Source organism: Halorubrum trapanicum (assembly GCF_017873555.1).
Classification (GTDB): Archaea; Halobacteriota; Halobacteria; order Halobacteriales; family Haloferacaceae; genus Halorubrum; species Halorubrum trapanicum.
Genome location: NZ_JAGGKE010000020.1, coordinates 1 through 16,644 on the forward strand (window position 1 = coordinate 1; position 16,644 = coordinate 16,644).

Genomic DNA, 16,644 nt, shown 5'->3' on the forward strand with positions numbered 1-16,644 from the left:
GGCGGCGCTTTGCGCCTTTCTTGTTAAAACCGATTTGGGGGGGGGGCGTGCCCCCTAGTGCCCGCTGACGGCGCCGGCGTGGAGCCGGGGCGAGGGTGTCGCGGCCGCTTTTAAGCGGCCGCGACGAGGCTGGGGAGGTACGAGGTGCGGTCGCGGTGCGGTCGGGTGGGACTCAAAGGGGCAGTCACCGGCGGCGAAGCCGCCGGTTGCCCGTGGCGCGTAGCGCCACGCTGCCGCGAGGGCGGCGAAGGTGACGCAAGCACCGCAGGGAGCGAGTGAAACGAGCGAGCGAGGAGCGCAGCGAGCGTGCGCCGCCCTCGCGGCTGGGGCTTTGGCGGTGGTTGCCGTCGATCCGGTGACAGCGATTTATAAATAGACATCCAGAACTTCAGCAGCGGCAACTACACAGAGTCGTATTTATAAGTAGTATCAGTCCAGCGCGGCGAGCGCCTCGGCCGCCTCGCGGGCCGCTTCGAGGTGGTCGCTGGCGCGGCGCGGGTCGTCCGTCTCCTCGGCGGCGCGGGCGAACCGCGTCAGCGTGCGCGTCAGCGACGCGCGGGCGGCCCCGAGACCCTCGGCGTCGTCGACCGAATCCGAGGGCGCGGGTCGCTGGGTCTCGGAACGCTGCGGGGGTTCGGATTGCCGGGAAGGCCCAGTTGACGGCGGAGCCGACCCCGCCTCGGCGGGTTCGTTCGCGACGGAATCGACCGCCTCCACGTTCGGATCCGGCCGAGACGTACCAACACCTTCGGCCGGCGTCGCCGCGCCGGGGTCGACCGAGTCGGTATCGGCGGCCGCTCTGTTTTCCGCGGCCGCGTTTGCGTCGCCCGAACTCTCGGCCGCGCCAGCCGCCGGAGCCTCGCCCTCGCCCGCCGCGCCGCCGGCCTCGTTCCCGCAGGTGGGACAGAACTCGCGGCCGTCGTGGCGGAAGACCGGGTCACCGCAGTTGTCGCAGTGGCGGTTCGTCATCGTGGCGCCCTTCAGGAGGAGTTCGGACATCCGCTGGGTGTGCTCGCGCTTCTTTTCGTCCTCCGCGAACTTCTCGCGGAGCTTCTCGCGTTCCGCCTCCTTGTCGAACTCGTCGCTCATGGGCGGACGAACGTGGTTCGCGGGCAAAAGTTCGGCGGGCTTGGGACGGGAGAACTTGGAACGGGACGCTGCGAGCGCGACCGACGCTCTCGGACCGGAGTGACTACTCCTCTGTCACCGTGCGGTCGTCCGGGTCGAGCTCGCCGCGGTGGATCTTCGAGCCGTCCTGCGCGACCTGTCGTCCCAGCACCGCGCACTTCACGCGCATCGGAGAGATGTCGACGCCGAGCATCTCGGTGATGTCGTCGGTGTCGAGCGCGTCGAGTTCGTCGACGGTCATCCCGTGGAGCCGCTCCGAGAGCATGCTCGCGGAGGCCATCGAGATGGCGCAGCCGTCGCCGGTGAACCGCATCGCCTCGATCTCCTCTTCGGCGTCGTCGAGTTTGACGTCTATCTGAATCGTGTCGCCGCAGGAGGGGTTCTCGCCGACGTGCGTGAAGTCCGGATCCTCGAGTTCCCCGTAGTTACGCGGGTTCTTGTAGTGGTCGAGGATCTGCTGCCGGTACATGTCCGAGCCCAGTCCCATACTACCTGTGAGTACGCCGGTCCGGCTCAAAAGGGTTCCGTCGAGCGCGACCATATATAAACGAGAACGGCACGTGCGGTGGCGCGCCGGCGAGCGCCCGAAGGGCGCGAGCCGACCGCGAGGGAGGCGGCGGTCCGGCGCGGCTCCGCCCGCGCCGGGCCGTCCGCCGAGGCTGGGGAGGTGTGAGGTGCGGGGCGGGAATCGACTGGGGCTTCGGTGGTGCTTGCGTCGATACTCCGGGTTCTTACGGCGAGTTCGGAGCGAGGTATCGCCCTCGATCAGGCCGCGTGTTCGTCGACCCACGCCGCGAGGTCCTCGCCCGGAATGAACCCCTCGGCGCGCCGCGCAACCGGCTCGCCGTCGACGAACAGGACGAACAGCGGGACGCTCCGCACGTCGAACCGCTCGATCAGGGGCGGGTCGTCGCGCGGGTTCACCGTGCCGACCGCGAGGTCCGCCTCGACGCCGCGGGCCACGTTCCCGATTACCGGCTCCATGCTCGCGCAGATGCCGCAGCCGTCGGTGTAGAACTCCACGAGCGCGACGGCCGCGTCCGCGACGAACTCGTCGAGGGCGTCCGCGTCCGCCAGCGAAACCGGCCGATCGGCGCCCGACAGCCCCTTAGCGGGCGCCTCGGAGCCTCCGGAATCGGTCGGCACAGTATTGGATCCCATACGCATTATTGGGCGCGAGCGGGGATAACTCCTTCCGTCGGCGAGGTCGGTTGGTGGGAGATGGGAACGGAGCGAGACGAACCCGACCGGTCGGGGTCCGTGTCCCTACGCGGGGTCGTCGCCGTCCGGCTCGGTGCGCCACCCGCCCTTCAGCGTGACGTACCAGACCGAGGCGCCAGCGAGGACGAAGACGGTAGCCATGTACGGGATGATCGGCAGTTCGATCCCGACGAAGTCGAGCACCGTCCGGAACTCGTAGACGATCACGCCGAATATCGCGAGCATCACGAGCAGTCCGCCGCGAGAGATGTCGACACTCACCGAATCACCTCGGCGAGCGAGACCGACGCGTCGCCGACCGCGCCGAGCAGCGTCGCCGCGGCGTTCGCGAGCGCGTCGAGAAGCGGCGCGAGCCACACCGGATACGTGCCGACGCCGGGACCGAGCAGGCCGCCGCGGTTGATGATCGCCGCCAGCGGGAGGGCGTACGCGAGGACGACGAGCGTCACCGCGATGCCGACCCACAGGCGGAGGTTATCGAGCACGCGCGGCGCGTCGTCGGGACCGGACAGCGCCGGCGGCAGCGTCTCGGCGAGCCCCGAGACCTTCGGGTTCCCCATCGTGAGGACGAGGTTTCCAATGAACAGGACCGTCGAGACGAAAAGCAGCGTCCCGCCGATCGCGATCTGGACGTTCAGCTCCTCGAACCCGCCGAACATCGCCGGGTAGTCGAAACTGGAGTACTCCGGCTCCGCGGTCCGCCGCGGGACGCCCAGGATCCCCTGCGCGTGCATCGCGTTCGACATCAGCGCCATGCCGATGAACCAGACCACGACCTGGACCAGCCCGACCGCCCGGCTGTAGATCGGCTTGTTAGTGATCTGCGGCCAGAGCCAGTAGGTTGCGGCCATGAACGTGAGCGCCACCGCGGTCCCCACGGTGAGGTGGAAGTGACCCGGCACCCAGATCGTGTTGTGGATCATGTAGTTGATGTTCATGCCGGCGTTCACCATCCCGGAGAAGCCGCCGGCGGCGAACATCAGTCCCGCGAGCATCATCCCGGTGAACGCGGGGTCCCGCCACGGGAGGTCGGTGAGCCAACCGAGGAGACCGCTCCCGCCGCGCTGGCGGGCGCCGTACTCCACGCTCGCGACGACGGTGAACGCGGTGAGCAGGCTCGGCAGCAGCAGGAAGAACGTGTTCGTCATCGAGATGAACTTGAACCCCTCCGCGATCCCCGGGTCGAGGTACTGGTGGTGGATCCCGACCGGAGTCGACAGGAGGAGGAACAGGACGAACACGACGCGCGCGAGCGGGTCGCTGAACAGCCGCCCGCCGGCCAGCTTCGGCAGCACGGTGTACCACAGCAGGTACGCCGGCATCAGCCAGAAGTAGACGACGGGGTGGCCGAAGAACCAGAACAGCGTCCGGGTCAGCGTCGGGTTCACCTGCTCGATCAGGCCGAGCGACCACGGCAGCAGGAAGATCAGCACCGACGCCGCCACGGCCGAGGAGGCGATGTACCACATCGCCATCGTCGTCAGCACCATGAACGTCTGGAGCGGGATCCGCTCGTCGGGGTTCTCGCGCTTCCACGCGAGCCACGCCCGGAAGTAGTCGGCCCCGGCGATCCACGACCCGACGATGAACACCGCGAGACCCGCGTAGAACAGCGGATGCGCCTGGAGCGGGGCGTAGAAGGTGAAGAGGACGTCGGCGCTCATGTCGAGCGCGTCGGTGAAGCCGGCGAGGATCGAGATCCCCGTCATCGTCATCCCGGCGGCCATGAGTCCGTACCACGTCCACGTGATCCGGACGTCGACCAGCGGTCGGTCAAGGCTCCGCACGACCGCCCACGTAAACAGCCCGACGAGGAAGAACGTCGTGAAGCTAATCGCGAGGAACACCCCGTGCGCGGTGAGCGAGGTGTAGTAGTCGGAGGAGGCGATGACCCCCCGGAAGACGCCGGTCCGGTGGAGCGTCTGGATGATGCCGAACACCGCGCCGAGCGTGAGCGCGAGGAACGAACCGAGCAGCGCCGCCCGGACCACCCGCGCCTCTTCCGGGAACTTGTCGGCGAACGTCCGATCGCTCTCGATCGCTTCGCTCACGCGCCGTCACCTCCGCTCGTCCGCTCGTCGAAGTCGGACTGACTCACGACCTCCAGGTTCCCCTGCATCACGTGGTGGCCCGCGCCGCAGTACTCGTTACAGACGATCCCGTACTCGGCCGGACCGTCGGTCTCGACGGTTATCTCGGAGACCTCCCCGGGGATCACCATCGTGTTCAGGTTCGTGCCGGCCACCTCGAACCCGTGTGTCACGTCCGCGGAGGTGACGTAGAACGTCACGGTGCTGTTCGCCGGCACGACGATGGGAGTGGGCTGGAACCCGTACTGCCGAGCGACGACGTACGCCTCGTACTCGTTCTCACCGACCTGTTCGACGCGGGGTTCCGAGAACCGGTCGGTCTCGTCGAGCGCGCCGGGGTCGATCGTCTGTTCGGTGTCGCTCACCATCGCGACGCCGGGCCCGACGGCGCCGTACGTGACCGAGCCGAGCAGGAACAGTATCAGCAGCACCGACGCCGCCAGCCAGATCTTCTCGTAGGCGTGAATGTGCATACCGTGATCACCCCACGACGACCAGATCCCGGCCGAGGAACTCGATGTAGTAGATGTACACCCACGAGAGCACCAGGATCGCGAAGTAGATCCCGATGAGCGTGAGCGTGCCGATCGGATCGAACTCCTCGGTGTCGGCGCTCACGTCGTCTGCGGGAGCGTGTCCTGTCTCGTTTTGACCCATAGACCGCGGTTATCGACAATGAACCATATAAGGTGTACCCGTTTTCGAACCTTGAAAACACGGGCATTATATATTTTCGGGGGAACATTTTCTCCGGTATGGACTTCTCGATCCAACAGGCCGTCCTCCTGATCCTGGGCGGGCTCGTTCCGGCGGCGGTGTTCATCGCGGACCGAGCGGAGCTGTTCGTCGCGATCACGCTGGTGAACGTGCTGCTCATCTGGGCGAGCCTCCGGATCGCGACCGGCGGGAGCTTCCCGGGCGTCGGCGGCGACGCGACCGACCCGGAACGAGCGTAACCGACCGAAACGAACGATCGAAATCGCCGGGCCGAAGTCGCGGGTCGTCGCCGGACGGACCGCGCAGAACGCCCCTGCGAAACGCCGGAAACAAGCACGTATGACCGACTGTACGCTCTGTGACCTCCCGGTCGGGGAGGACCCGCACACCGCCCCCGACGTCGACGGAGAGTTCTGCTGTCGGGGGTGTCTCGCGGTCGCGCGCTCGCTCGACGACGTCGAGGACCTCGACGCGCTCGACGAGCGACGGCCGGACGCGGAGCCGGACGACGAGTTCGACGGGGAGACGGCGTTCTTCCACGTGGACGGGATGCACTGCGCGACCTGCGAGTCGTTCCTCGAGATGACGGCCGGCGAGCAGGCGGGCGTCGCGGCCGCCGAGGCGAGCTACGCCACCGACACGATCCGGGTCGACTACGACCCGGACGCGGTGAGCGCCGAGGAACTCCCCGGGCGGCTCTCTGTCGCCGGCTACACCGCGAGCGACCGCGCCGACCCGGACGACGGGGACGACGACGCGGTCGTCCGGTTCCTGATCGGCGGCGGCTTCTTCGGGATGATGGCGATGCTGTGGTACGTCCTCTTCCTCTATCCGACCTACTTCGGGTACGAACCGATCCTCGATCTGGGCGGGGTCGCGGGCACCTACCTGTTCGCGCAGATCTGGGTGTTCGCCTCTATCGTGCTGTTTTACACCGGTTACCCGATCCTGCGAGGGGCGTACGTGAGCCTGCGGGCGCGACAGCCGAACATGGACCTCCTCGTGTCGCTCGCGGCCGGAAGCTCGTACGCGTACAGCACGCTCGCGCTGCTCGTCGGGCGGACCGACCTCTACTTCGACGTGACCATCGCCGTGGTCCTCGTCGTCACCGCCGGCAACCACTACGAGTCGGTCATCAAGCGACGGGCGACCGGGATGCTCGCCGACCTGACGGCGACCGACGACCGCACCGTGCGGACGGAGGCGGGCGAGACCCTCGACGCCGACGAGGTCTCCCCCGGCGACCGCCTCCTCGTGCGACCCGGCGAGCGCGTGCCGTTCGACGGGACCGTCGCCGGGGGGACCGCCGCGGTCGACGAGGCGCTCGTCACCGGCGAGTCGCTGCCGGCGACGAAACGCGAGGGCGACCCGGTCCGCGGGGGCACCGTCGTCACCGACTCGCCCGTCGTGATCGAGGTCGGCGAGGAGGCGGCGAACACCCTCGACACCCTCGTGCGACTGCTGTGGGAGATCCAGAGCTCCCGCTCCGGGATCCAGCGGCTCGTCGACCGGCTGGCGACCGTGTTCGTCCCGCTCGTCGTCGCGGTCGCGGCCGTCGGCGCCCTCGCCACCCTGGCGCTCGGGTCGGCGCCGATCGACGCCGCGCTCGTGGGACTCACGGTGCTGATCGTCTCGTGTCCCTGCGCGCTCGGGCTGGCGACGCCGCTCGCGGTCGCCGCCGGGATCCGCGACGCCGCCGAGCGCGGCATCGTCGTCGTCTCCGACGCCGTCTTCGAGGCGGCCGCCGACGTCGACACCGTCGTCCTCGACAAGACCGGAACGCTCACCGACGGGGAGATGCGCCTGCTCGACGCGACCGCCGAGGAGGAGACCCCGGTCGACCGCGTCCGAGAGCGCGCGGCCGCCGTCGAGCGCGCCTCGGTCCACCCGGTCGCCGAGGCAATCGTCTCGGGGGTAGTAGGGGACGAGGGAGACCGCCCCGCGACAGACGGCGGCGCCGCGGCCGCAGAGGACTCGGCGGCGGCCGGGACCGACGCTATCGGCGAGAGCGCCCCCCTCGAGACCCCCTCCGCGACCGACGTCGACGTCTTCGACCGCGGGGTCGCCGGGCGCGTCGACGGCGACGAGGTCGTCGTCGGCCACCCCGACCTCTTCGACGAGCGCGGCTGGCCGGTCTCCGACCGGCTCCGCGAGGCGGGAGCGGCCGCGCGCGACCGCGGAAACGTCTCCGTTTACGTCGGCTGGGACGGCCGCGTGCGCGGGTTCCTCGCGGTCGGCGACGAGGTGCGCGACGGGTGGGAGACCGTCGTCACCGACCTCGACGCTGACGGCCGGCGCGTGGTCGTGCTCACCGGCGACGCGCCCGAAGCCGCGACGCGGTTCGTTGACCACCCGGCGATCGACGAGGTGTTCGCCGAGGTGCCGCCGGAGGCGAAAGCCGAGACGGTCCGGCGGCTCGGCGCGGACGGGTCGGTCGCGATGGTGGGCGACGGAAGCAACGACGCCCCCGCGCTCGCCGCGGCCGACCTCGGGATCTCGATCGCCTCCGGCACGGACCTCGCGGCGGACGCCGCCGACGCGGTCCTGCTCGACGACCGACTCTCGGCGGTCCCGGAGCTGTTCGCCGTCACGCGCGGGACGAACCGGCGGCTGAGACAGAACCTCGGCTGGGCGTTCGTCTACAACGCGGCCGCGATCCCGTTGGCGTTGTCCGGCGTCCTCAACCCCCTGCTCGCCGCGCTCGCGATGGCGTCGAGCAGCCTCCTCGTGGTGACGAACTCGGCGCGCGCCGTTTATACGGACGACTGAGGGGACCGACGAAGAGATCGACGTGTGCGGTGGCGCGTGCCGACGAGCGCCCGAAGGGCGCGAGTCGCACGCGCGAGGTCGTCGGGCGAAGCCCGACTGCCAGAGGCGCGTCGCGCCTCGTTGTCGCCGGCGCTACGCGCAGGGACCTTCGGTCCCTCGCTGGAGTCGGCGGGCCGGAGCGAAGCGGAGGACCGCCGACGAGGCTGGGGAGGCGTGAGGCTGCGGTGCGGTTGCGGTGCGGTTGCGGTGGGTGGGACTCAAAGGGGCAGTCGCGAGGACGAAGCACGACGACGCAAGCACCGCAACGAGGGAGCGGTAGCGACCGAGTGAGGAGCGCAGCGAGTCGCGCGAGTCCTCGCGACTGGGGCTTTGGAGTGGTTCACCGTCGGTCCGTGCTACGCTATTTATAAATAAACGACCGAGTACTATGCCGCCGCGCCGACGTACGGCTTGACTGATCGGACGATGGCGTCGACGTCGTACTCGTCTTCCTCCTTGTCGAAGACGACCTCGTCGTCGGCGCGGACGACGAACACGCCCGCCTCGCCGGTCACCAGCGCGACCTCGTCGATGCTCTCGCCGAACTGTTTGAGGATCGCCTCGGAGACGTCCTGTGCGCGGTTCAACATGCCACAGGGGACGCAGTACTCGATTTCGACGCGTGTCATGGCTCGCCGTAGGGCGCGGACCGGATTAAAAGGGCGGGTCGCGGCCGGTTCCAAGTCGCCTGAGACGGACATCGACCCCCGACCGCCTCAGACCACCAGCGCGTCGACGACGACGGCGAACAGCAGCAGCCCGAGGTAGGCGTTCGAGGCGTGGAACGCGCGGAACGCCGCGCTCTCCGTCTGCTCGTAGTGGAGCTGAACGACCGTCCAGAGGAAGACGGCCCCGACAGCGACGCCGACGACCGCGTACAGCGCGCCGAGCGGGTCGGCGGCCGCGGCGAGCGCGACGGCGGCGACGAGCGTCGCGCCGAGGTACCAGAGGATGTGACGGCGCGTCGTCGTCTCGCCGCGGACGACGGGCATCATCGGGAAGCCGCCGCGCTCGTAGTCGTCCTTGTACGCCAGCGCGAGGTTGTAGAAGTGCGCGGGCGTCCACAGGAAGATCACGGCCGCGAGCAGCAGCCCGCCGCCGCCGACCTCGCCGGTGACCGCGGCCCAGCCGATGAGCGCCGGGAGCGCGCCGGCCGCGCCGCCGATGACCGTGTTCTGGACCGTGTTCGGCTTCAGTACGAGGGTGTAGACGACGCTGTAGAAGGCGATCGCGACCAGCCCGAGCGCGGCCGTCAGCGGGTTCACCGTCCAGAACAGCGCGAGCGAGACGAGCGCGAGGGAGCCGCCGAACGCGAGCGCGTGCGAGACGGGTACGAGGTCGGTCGCGAGCGGGCGGTCGCTGGTCCGCTGCATCCGCTTGTCCACGTCGCGTTCGAACACGTGGTTGAACGTTCCGGACGCGCCGATAGAGAGCGCGCCGCCGACGAGCGTCGCGGCCACGACGTACGGGGTGAAGCCGGGACCGCCCCCCGCCGCCACCGGCTCCGCCAGCGCCATCGCGGCCGCGGCGACGAGACAGAGCAGCCACATCAGCCGCGGCTTCATCAGCCGGAAGTACGCCGCCGCGGTCGCCTTCAGCCGCGGGAGCGTCGCGGACGGAATATCCGGTTCGGGGGCGTCCTCGACCGGCGGAAGGTGATCGGTGCCGGGTTCGAAGCCCTCGGGGGCGTCGTCCGGCGCTCCGGTCTCGGTCTCCAGCCACCACGCGAGCGCGGCGAGGACGGTCCCGAAGATTCCGACGCCGAGGAGCAGGTGGGCGGAGCCGAGCGCGGCCGGGAGGTCGCCGACCGCGACGAGCGCGCCGACGCCGGCCTGCGCGGGGTAGACGACGAGCGCGACCGAGAGCGCTGCGCGGACCCGACGGTCGGCGCCGTCCCGCCACGCGAGCGCGGCGGAGAGGGCGACGAGGAGGCCGACGACGACCGCGAGGACGCGGTGGCCGAGGGCGATCCACCCCTCGGTCGCCGTGGGGAGGGCGGCGCCGTTCCCGCAGGCGGGCCAGCCGCCGCAGGCGGCGGCCGCCTCCGTGAGGGAGGTGGTCGCGCCGACGACGACGAGGAGGTACACGCCCATCGCGGCCGCGGCCAACACCGCGGGGAATCGGTCTGGAAGCGTCACGTGGCCCCGATTACGGAGCCGACCCATATATGTTCCGCGCTTCGGAGAACGGCGGCGACGTGAGCTGAGACGGACGAGAACCGGCTTGGGTCCGCGGTCAGTCGCGCGTCGCGTCGGCGGCGTCGTCGCGCTCGGACAGGATCCGGTCGACGATGTCGCCGCTGGAGAGCAGTTCGCCCTCGTAGTTCGGCTCCCGGCCCGACGCGCGCTCGACGCGGCAGTCGACACCCCGGTCGTCGAGGGCGGCCGCGATGTCGGCCTCGTCGTGGTGCTGGTCGAACCCCAACACGATCACGTCGGGTTCGAGCCGCTCGATGGGGACGAACACGTCCTCCGGGTCGCCGAGGTGCGCCTCGTCGACCGCGTCGAGCGCGGCGACCATGTCTCGCCGCTGGCGGGCGCAAAGCACCGGCGCGGGCTTGTGGGTGACGTTGGTGCGGCGGGCGACGATGGCGTGGAGCTCGTCGCCGTACGTCGCCGCGTCTTCGAGGTAGTGGACGTGGCCGGGGTGGAGCAGGTCGAACGTCCCCTGCGCGACGACCCGGGTCATCGGAACCACGAGAGGAAGCCGCCGGAGTCGCGTCGCTCCTCGCCGATCTCGCGGTCGATGTCCTCCTGAGTGAAATCGAAGAAGTGCTCGTCGGGCACCTCCACGTCGAGCACGTCGAGGGTGGTCTGGGTCCCCTCGTTGTCGAACGCCTTCCAGTCGCCCCAGCCGTAGGGGGCGCCGACGATGATGTGGACCTTTCCCTGTCCGAAGGTGGCGAGGTCGGCGTCGCTCGGCCGCAGCGCCCCGTTCGGGTGCGAGTGGACCGAGCCGACCGCGCGCATGTCGTTCGGCTTCATGTGGGACCGGACGCTGGCGCTCGTCGGACTCGACTCCGTGCCCGGGATGACGAGCACGTCGGTTATCACCTGGCCGTCCCGGTCGAGGTCCAGCTTCCGGGCGTCGTCCGCGCGGAGGAACCCCATGTACTCGTTGGGGTGCGTCTCCTCGCTCGCCTCGAGGACGAAGTCCAAGGTCTCTCGGGCGATCCCGAGGAGCTCGTCCGAGCGGAACAGTCGCATGAGCGAGACAAGTCGCCGTCGCCTCATAGGGGTTCCGGACCGCGAGACGCGGGAGGATTCAGCTCCCCGAGCGTCGAGAGAACAGGCTTAACACCGGCCGTTCCCGAAAAGTGTCTATGAGCGAAAACACCGCCGGGGATTCCGGCACGCGGGGCGATTCGAGCCCCGAACCCGACGCCGACGCGGCGGAGGGGACGACCGGCGACCGCCCGGTCGTCTACGACCTGGCACCGGACTGCACCCTCGGAGACGCCGAGGTCGACGCCGTATACCACGCCGAGGTCAACGGCGTCGTCGACTACGGCGTGTTCGTCGACCTCTCCGACGCCCTCTCCGGACTCGTCCACGAGTCGAACCTCGACGGCGACTACGCGGTCGGCGACCGACTGGTCGTCCGGCTGACCGAGGTGAAGGAGAACGGCGACGTCGCGTTCGACGACGTCGACGTTGACGACTACCACACCGAGACGGTCGCCCACGAACCGACCGTCTCGCGGGTCCGCGGTCTCACCCCGGGCGACGAGGTGACGGTCGAGGGCGAGGTCGTCCAGGCGAAACAGACCGGCGGTCCCACCATCTTCGCCGTCGCCGACGCCTCCGGCGTCCTCTCCTGTGCCGCCTTCGAGTCCGCCGGCGTCCGGGCGTACCCCGAGGTCGAGGTCGGCGACATGGTCCACGTCGCGGGGACGATCGAGAGCCGGGAGAACGCGCTCCAGCTGGAGGTCGACTCGCTGAAGCGACTTCCCGACGAGCGCGCCCCAGAGGCCCGCGAGCGCTACGAGGCGGCCCTCGACGAGCGCGCGGAGCCGGCCGACGTCGACCCCCTCGTCGAGTGGGAGGCGTTCGAGCCGATCCACGAGGACCTCCGCGAGCTGGCGCGGCTGCTCCGTCGGACCGTCCTCGCCGGCCGCCCGATCCGCGTCCGCCACCACGCCGACGGCGACGGGATGTGCGCCGCGATCCCCGTCCAGCTCGCCCTCGAGAACTTCGTTCAGGAGGTCCACGGGGACCCGGACGCGGCGCGACACCTGTTCAAGCGGCTCCCGAGCAAGGCGCCGTACTACGAGATGGAGGACGTCACCCGCGACCTCAACTTCGCCCTGGAGGGGCGCGCCCGTCACGGCCAGAAGCTCCCTTTCCTCCTGATGCTCGACAACGGCTCGACCGAGGAGGACGTGCCGGCCTACGAGAACCTCGCGCACTACGACATCCCCATCGCGGCCGTCGACCACCACCACCCCGACCCCGAGGCGGTCGAGCCGCTGCTCGACGCTCACGTGAACCCCTACCTCCACGACGAGGACTACCGGGTCACCACCGGGATGATGTGCGTCGAGCTCGCCCGCCTCGTCGACCCGTCGCTCACCGAGGAACTGGAGCACGTGCCGGCGGTCGCCGGTCTCTCCGACCGCTCGAAGGCGGAGGCGATGGACGACTACGTCGCGCTCGCCGAGGACGCGGGCTACGACGAGTCCGACCTCCTCGACATCGGCGAGGCGCTCGACTACGCCGCCCACTGGCTCCGCTACTCCGAGGGGAAGACGCTCGTCAACGACGCACTGAACGTGGGGTGTGACGACGAACAGCGCCACGAGGAGCTCGTCGAGTTCCTCTCGGAGCGCGCCGAACGCGACGTGGACCGCCAGCTCGACGCCGTCGACGACCACGTCGAACACGAGCGGCTCGCCTCCGGCGCGCACCTCTACCGCATCGACCTCGACGAGTACGCCCACCGGTTCACCTACCCCGCGCCGGGCAAGACCACCGGCGAACTCCACGACACGAAGGTGAAAGAGACCGGCGACCCCGTGATCACCATCGGCTACGGGCCCGACTTCTGCGTCCTCCGTTCGGACGGGGTCCGGCTCGACATCCCGAACATGGTGACCGAGCTGAACGAGGAGCTGCCCGAGGCCGGCGTCTCCGGCGGCGGCCACCTCGTCGTCGGCTCCATCAAGTTCGTGAAGGGACGCCGGAGCGAGGTGATAGAGGCGCTGGTCGCGAAGATGGCGGACGCCGAGATCGACGAGGCGCTCTCGTCGACCATCGCGCTCGACGACTGATACGGAGGCGAACCCCGAACGGAGTCAGTTTTCAGCGAACGCGATCTCTCGCCGAGCCACGGCGCCGGCCCCCGCGAGCGCGACGCCGAACCCGGCGACGAGCGTGACCGGAAGGTGGACGCCGCCGCCGCGCCAGTCGGCCGCGTACGCGCGGGCGTAGAAGTCCGCCACCGACTCGTTCTCGACCGCGAGCAGCACCTCGCGGTTGGTCGTCGCCGCGCTCGGGTTCCAGTTGAGGCTCCCGACGACCGCCGCGTCGTCGACGACGAGTCCCTTCGCGTGGACCTTCCCGAAGCGGCCGCGCGGCTCGGCGAGGTCGACAGCGATCGGCTCGTCCGCGAGCGACTCCGAGAGGTTCCGGTTCGCCTCCCGGTCGTACCACGCGTCGGAGAGCAGCAGGTGGACGTCGACGCCGCGGTCGGCCGCGCGCCGGAGCGCGCGGACGATCCGGTCGTCGGGACCGCCGACGCGCGGCACGACGGCGAGCACCCGCTCGTCGGCGGCGTCGATCCGCGCGACGATCCGGTCGGCGGCGTTGCCGGGCGCGGTCAGGACGGTCACGTTCGCCGCCGCCGGCTCCGCCGGCGCCTCGAACCGCGTCGGGTACGAGCCGTTCGCGCGCCCGCCGTCGTGGAACTCGGTGTCGGCGCGGAACTCGCGCCACGACCGCGCGTCGCGCGCCTCGAAGTCGGCGGAAAACAGCGCGGCCAAGTCGCCGGCGACGGTCGCGTCGCGCTCGGGAGCGACCCCGTTCTCGGTGCTGGCGTCGCCCTCGACACCGGAATCGCCCTCGACACCGGAATCACTCTCAACACCGGAATCGCCCTTGACGACCACGCCCCAGCCGCGGTTGCTCCGCCCGCCGGTGCCGGACCGCTTCCAGTTCTCCGTGAGGACGACGGCGCGGTCGTCCGCGACCGCGTACTTGGGGTGGTGGAACCGAAAGCGTTCGACTTCCCCGTCGAGGATCCGGACCTCGACGCCGGCGGCCGTTAGCCGGTCGAGCAGCCGCGCGCTCCGGGTCGAGAACCCGCCGACCGGCGACCCCTCCAGCAGCACGCGGACGCGCACCCCGCGGTCGGCGGCCGCGACGAGCGCGTCGGCGACCCGCTCCGAGGTCAGCGTGTAGCCGGCGAGGAACAGCCGCTCGTCCGCGGTCCGGAGCGGCTCGACCGGGACTCCCGGACTGTCGGGGAGGACGAACGGCGTCACGGCGGCGTCCGCGGTCGGCTCCGGGGAGCGGGGGTGGTACCCTCGCGGCCGCCACTCGCCCCACGCGGCGCGCCAGCGGTACCCCTCGCGGGCGCGGTCGTAGGCGACGGTGTCGACCGCGCTTCCGTTCCGGCGGAGTTCGATCCGGTCGCCGGAGGCGGACAGCGGGAAGTGGTCGGTCAGGCGCCGAACCGCCGGCGTGTCGGTCGCCTCGGTGACCGTCGGTTCGGCGTCGCTCGCGAAGCCGTCGAGGATCGACGCGGTCCGGTTGGGCGCCATCGATAACGCCACCCTGCCGCTCGCGTTCGCCGGGATCCGGGCGTCGTAGTAGCCGTCGGAGAGCGACCAGTTCCCGCGCTCCGGCAGGGAGACGACGAGGTACTCGCCGCGGTTCTCCTCGGTCGTCGGGTTCGGGTACAGCTCGACGATTCGGGGCTCGCGAGCCGCGTCGGAGGCGTTAGTCGACGGCGACCCGACCCCGTCGAGAGGGACCGCCGCCGTCGGAGGACAGAGGACGACACTCGCAGCGGCGACGAGGAAGACGAGCGTCGCGACGCGAGACGGGCCTTTCGGACGACGGAGTGACACGGAGCGCGTGGCTCCGGTATCGGATAAAAGCGTTCGCGGCGCGGGCGGTCGGCCGGAACCGAGTCAGGCCGTCGCCGCCGGCTCGGTCTCGTCGAGCGCGCGCCGCGCCTTCTCGCCCTCGGTCGAGACGATGAAGGAGTGTTCGTCGGCGTGTTCGGCGGCCGCTTCGAGCGCTTCGCGGGTGCCGATCTGGCGGAGCGCCCAGCCGGCGGCCGCGCGGACGTCGTCGGAGGGGTCGGCGTCGAGCGCGTCGGCGAGGGGGTCGACGGCGCGGGCGTCGCCGATCAGTCCGAGGGCGCGGGCGGCGTGCGGGCGGACCAGGTCTTCGGTGTCGCCGTCGGGGTCGAGCTGGTTCGCAAGCGGTTGGACGGCCTCGCTCGCGCCGATTTCGCCGAGCGCCTTGAAGACGGCCTTCTGGAGCTGCGGGTTCGAGTCCTCCGGGACGTACTCGACGAGGGTGTCGGTCGCCTCCGCGGCCGCCATCTTCCCGAGGATCCGGATCGCGGGGCGGTCGCGCTTCTCGGCGCGGCCGAGGATCTCCTCGACGGACGCCTCGGTCTTGCCGCGCTTGCCCATCCGCTCGAACGCCTCGAGGCAGTGGCGTTCCATGAACTCGGACTGCAGCGAGTCGAGCGCGAGCAGGATCATGTCGACGTTGCCCTGCGCCTCGTGTTCCTTCAGCGCGGCCCACTCGACCGGGTAGTCCTTGTAGTGGCCCAGCACGTCGTAGTACTCCTGCGCGCGGAGCTGCTCGTGCGTTTCGAGGTCATCCCACTCCTCAGCGTCGTCGAGTCCGGTCTCCAGCTCGTCGGTCGCCGCCAGCAGCGCGGCGATGTCGTCGGCGTCGTCGTCCGCGTCGAGGTCGGCGTCGGCGACCGCGGCGGCGACGGCGTCGAGCGCCGCGACGAGGTCCGCGACGTCGTCGCCGTCGGGACCGGCGTCGACCTCGACCGTCTCGGCGGCCGCGTCGACGAACGACGCGACCGCGGCGGCGACGGCGTCGTGACCGTCCTCGGTCCACTCGGTGTCCTCGACCGTCCCGGCGGCGCTCTCGATCGCCGCGACCACGTCTTCGCCGTAGGGACCGCGGGCGTCTTCGACGTCGTCGCGGAGCTCCGCGACGCGGTCCTCGAGGTCGCCGCGGGGGTCGTCGGCCTCCTCGTCGTCCTCGTCCGGCTCGGGGAGGTCCGCCTCCTCGATGCCGGTCTCGGCGTCGTCCAGCAGCGCCTCGACGTCGTCGAGGTCGGCCTCCGTCTCGGCGTCGTCGAGGCGGTCGGCGATCTCGTCGAGGTACTCGTTCAGGGACTCCTCGGTCGGGTCTTCGGGGAGCGTCGGGGCGGCAGTCTCCGTCGACTCGCCGGCGTCCCCGCCGTCGTCCGCGGCGTCGGCCTCGTCGGAGGCGTCGGCCGGGTCGTCGTCGCCGTTGCTCATACACCACGAACTCCGTGTGTAGTCCATTAAGAGGTTTCCCTTCGCGAGCGTCGTCGACCCCCGAGCGGACGAGAGTGACCGCGCTCGGCGCGGTGCGTCCGGTTGCGGCGACCCGATCCAACGCCGTCGACGTCGGGTCGACGCGAGGAGTTACCGACAACGCGGGCAGAGAGTCGTGTT

General features: G+C 70.4%; 16 protein-coding genes. 3 read left to right on the forward strand and 13 right to left on the reverse strand.

The genetic code is table 11. The features are described from left to right. Positions 1–429 precede the first annotated feature (429 nt). From J2744_RS14825 to J2744_RS14855, 7 genes are all read right to left on the reverse strand, one after another. On the reverse strand, positions 430–1,089 hold the full coding sequence (locus tag J2744_RS14825; protein WP_210113985.1) for an Sjogren's syndrome/scleroderma autoantigen 1 family protein: 660 nt from the start codon (positions 1,087–1,089) through the stop codon (positions 430–432). A 103-nt stretch (positions 1,090–1,192) separates the two neighbouring features. Then, a complete protein-coding gene (sufU, locus tag J2744_RS14830) occupies positions 1,193–1,615 on the reverse strand; it encodes a Fe-S cluster assembly sulfur transfer protein SufU (protein ID WP_210113986.1) in 423 nt (140 codons plus the stop codon). A gap of 278 nt (positions 1,616–1,893) precedes the next feature. Further along, positions 1,894–2,289 carry a thioredoxin family protein gene (locus tag J2744_RS14835; RefSeq protein ID WP_210113987.1) on the reverse strand — a complete coding sequence of 132 codons (396 nt, stop codon included), beginning with the start codon at positions 2,287–2,289 and terminating at the stop codon, positions 1,894–1,896. Positions 2,290–2,394: 105 nt separating this feature from the next. Then, positions 2,395–2,610 carry a CbaC protein gene (locus J2744_RS14840; protein ID WP_210113988.1) on the reverse strand — a complete coding sequence of 72 codons (216 nt, stop codon included), beginning with the start codon at positions 2,608–2,610 and terminating at the stop codon, positions 2,395–2,397. After that, the gene (locus tag J2744_RS14845) at positions 2,607–4,400 is read right to left on the reverse strand and encodes a b(o/a)3-type cytochrome-c oxidase subunit 1 (protein WP_210113989.1); all 1,794 of its coding nucleotides are present in this window, start codon (positions 4,398–4,400) and stop codon (positions 2,607–2,609) included. Before J2744_RS14845 ends, J2744_RS14840 begins: the two co-directional genes overlap by 4 nt. Continuing rightward, positions 4,397–4,912, reverse strand: coding sequence for a cytochrome c oxidase subunit II (locus J2744_RS14850; protein ID WP_210113990.1), 516 nt, complete (start codon positions 4,910–4,912; stop codon positions 4,397–4,399). The genes J2744_RS14845 and J2744_RS14850 overlap by 4 nt, the downstream gene beginning before the upstream one ends. 7 nt (positions 4,913–4,919) lie before the next feature. Continuing rightward, positions 4,920–5,096 (reverse strand): hypothetical protein, encoded by a 177-nt coding sequence (locus J2744_RS14855; protein WP_210113991.1) that lies wholly within the window; start codon positions 5,094–5,096, stop codon positions 4,920–4,922. A gap of 98 nt (positions 5,097–5,194) precedes the next feature. Between J2744_RS14855 and J2744_RS14860 the strand changes: the two genes are divergently transcribed. Together J2744_RS14860 and J2744_RS14865 are read left to right on the forward strand one after the other, a co-directional pair. Continuing rightward, the gene (locus J2744_RS14860; protein WP_210113992.1) at positions 5,195–5,395 is read left to right on the forward strand and encodes a hypothetical protein; all 201 of its coding nucleotides are present in this window, start codon (positions 5,195–5,197) and stop codon (positions 5,393–5,395) included. 100 nt (positions 5,396–5,495) lie between these two features. After that, positions 5,496–7,925 (forward strand): heavy metal translocating P-type ATPase, encoded by a 2,430-nt coding sequence (locus tag J2744_RS14865; protein WP_210113993.1) that lies wholly within the window; start codon positions 5,496–5,498, stop codon positions 7,923–7,925. A gap of 425 nt (positions 7,926–8,350) precedes the next feature. On the opposite strand, the gene J2744_RS14870 is transcribed toward J2744_RS14865, so the two are convergent. The 4 genes from J2744_RS14870 to J2744_RS14885 all read right to left on the reverse strand — a co-directional run bounded on the left by J2744_RS14870 (position 8,351) and on the right by J2744_RS14885 (position 11,170). Continuing rightward, positions 8,351–8,593, reverse strand: a complete 243-nt coding sequence (locus J2744_RS14870; protein WP_210113994.1) for a SelT/SelW/SelH family protein — start codon at positions 8,591–8,593, stop codon at positions 8,351–8,353. Positions 8,594–8,680: 87 nt separating this feature from the next. Next, the gene (locus J2744_RS14875) at positions 8,681–10,102 is read right to left on the reverse strand and encodes a heme o synthase (RefSeq protein ID WP_210113995.1); all 1,422 of its coding nucleotides are present in this window, start codon (positions 10,100–10,102) and stop codon (positions 8,681–8,683) included. A gap of 97 nt (positions 10,103–10,199) precedes the next feature. Further along, the gene (locus J2744_RS14880) at positions 10,200–10,652 is read right to left on the reverse strand and encodes an adenylyltransferase/cytidyltransferase family protein (protein ID WP_210113996.1); all 453 of its coding nucleotides are present in this window, start codon (positions 10,650–10,652) and stop codon (positions 10,200–10,202) included. Then, positions 10,649–11,170, reverse strand: coding sequence for a Mov34/MPN/PAD-1 family protein (locus tag J2744_RS14885; protein ID WP_210113997.1), 522 nt, complete (start codon positions 11,168–11,170; stop codon positions 10,649–10,651). The genes J2744_RS14880 and J2744_RS14885 overlap by 4 nt, the downstream gene beginning before the upstream one ends. A 116-nt stretch (positions 11,171–11,286) precedes the next feature. Between J2744_RS14885 and J2744_RS14890 the strand changes: the two genes are divergently transcribed. Further along, positions 11,287–13,233, forward strand: coding sequence for a DHH family phosphoesterase (locus J2744_RS14890; RefSeq protein WP_210113998.1), 1,947 nt, complete (start codon positions 11,287–11,289; stop codon positions 13,231–13,233). 24 nt (positions 13,234–13,257) lie between these two features. Here the strand turns inward: J2744_RS14890 and J2744_RS14895 are convergent, their stop codons facing one another. Next, positions 13,258–15,033, reverse strand: coding sequence for a phospholipase D-like domain-containing protein (locus J2744_RS14895; RefSeq protein WP_210113999.1), 1,776 nt, complete (start codon positions 15,031–15,033; stop codon positions 13,258–13,260). A 63-nt stretch (positions 15,034–15,096) separates the two neighbouring features. Further along, positions 15,097–16,464 (reverse strand): HEAT repeat domain-containing protein, encoded by a 1,368-nt coding sequence (locus J2744_RS14900; RefSeq protein WP_210114000.1) that lies wholly within the window; start codon positions 16,462–16,464, stop codon positions 15,097–15,099. Positions 16,465–16,644: the final 180 nt, after the last annotated feature.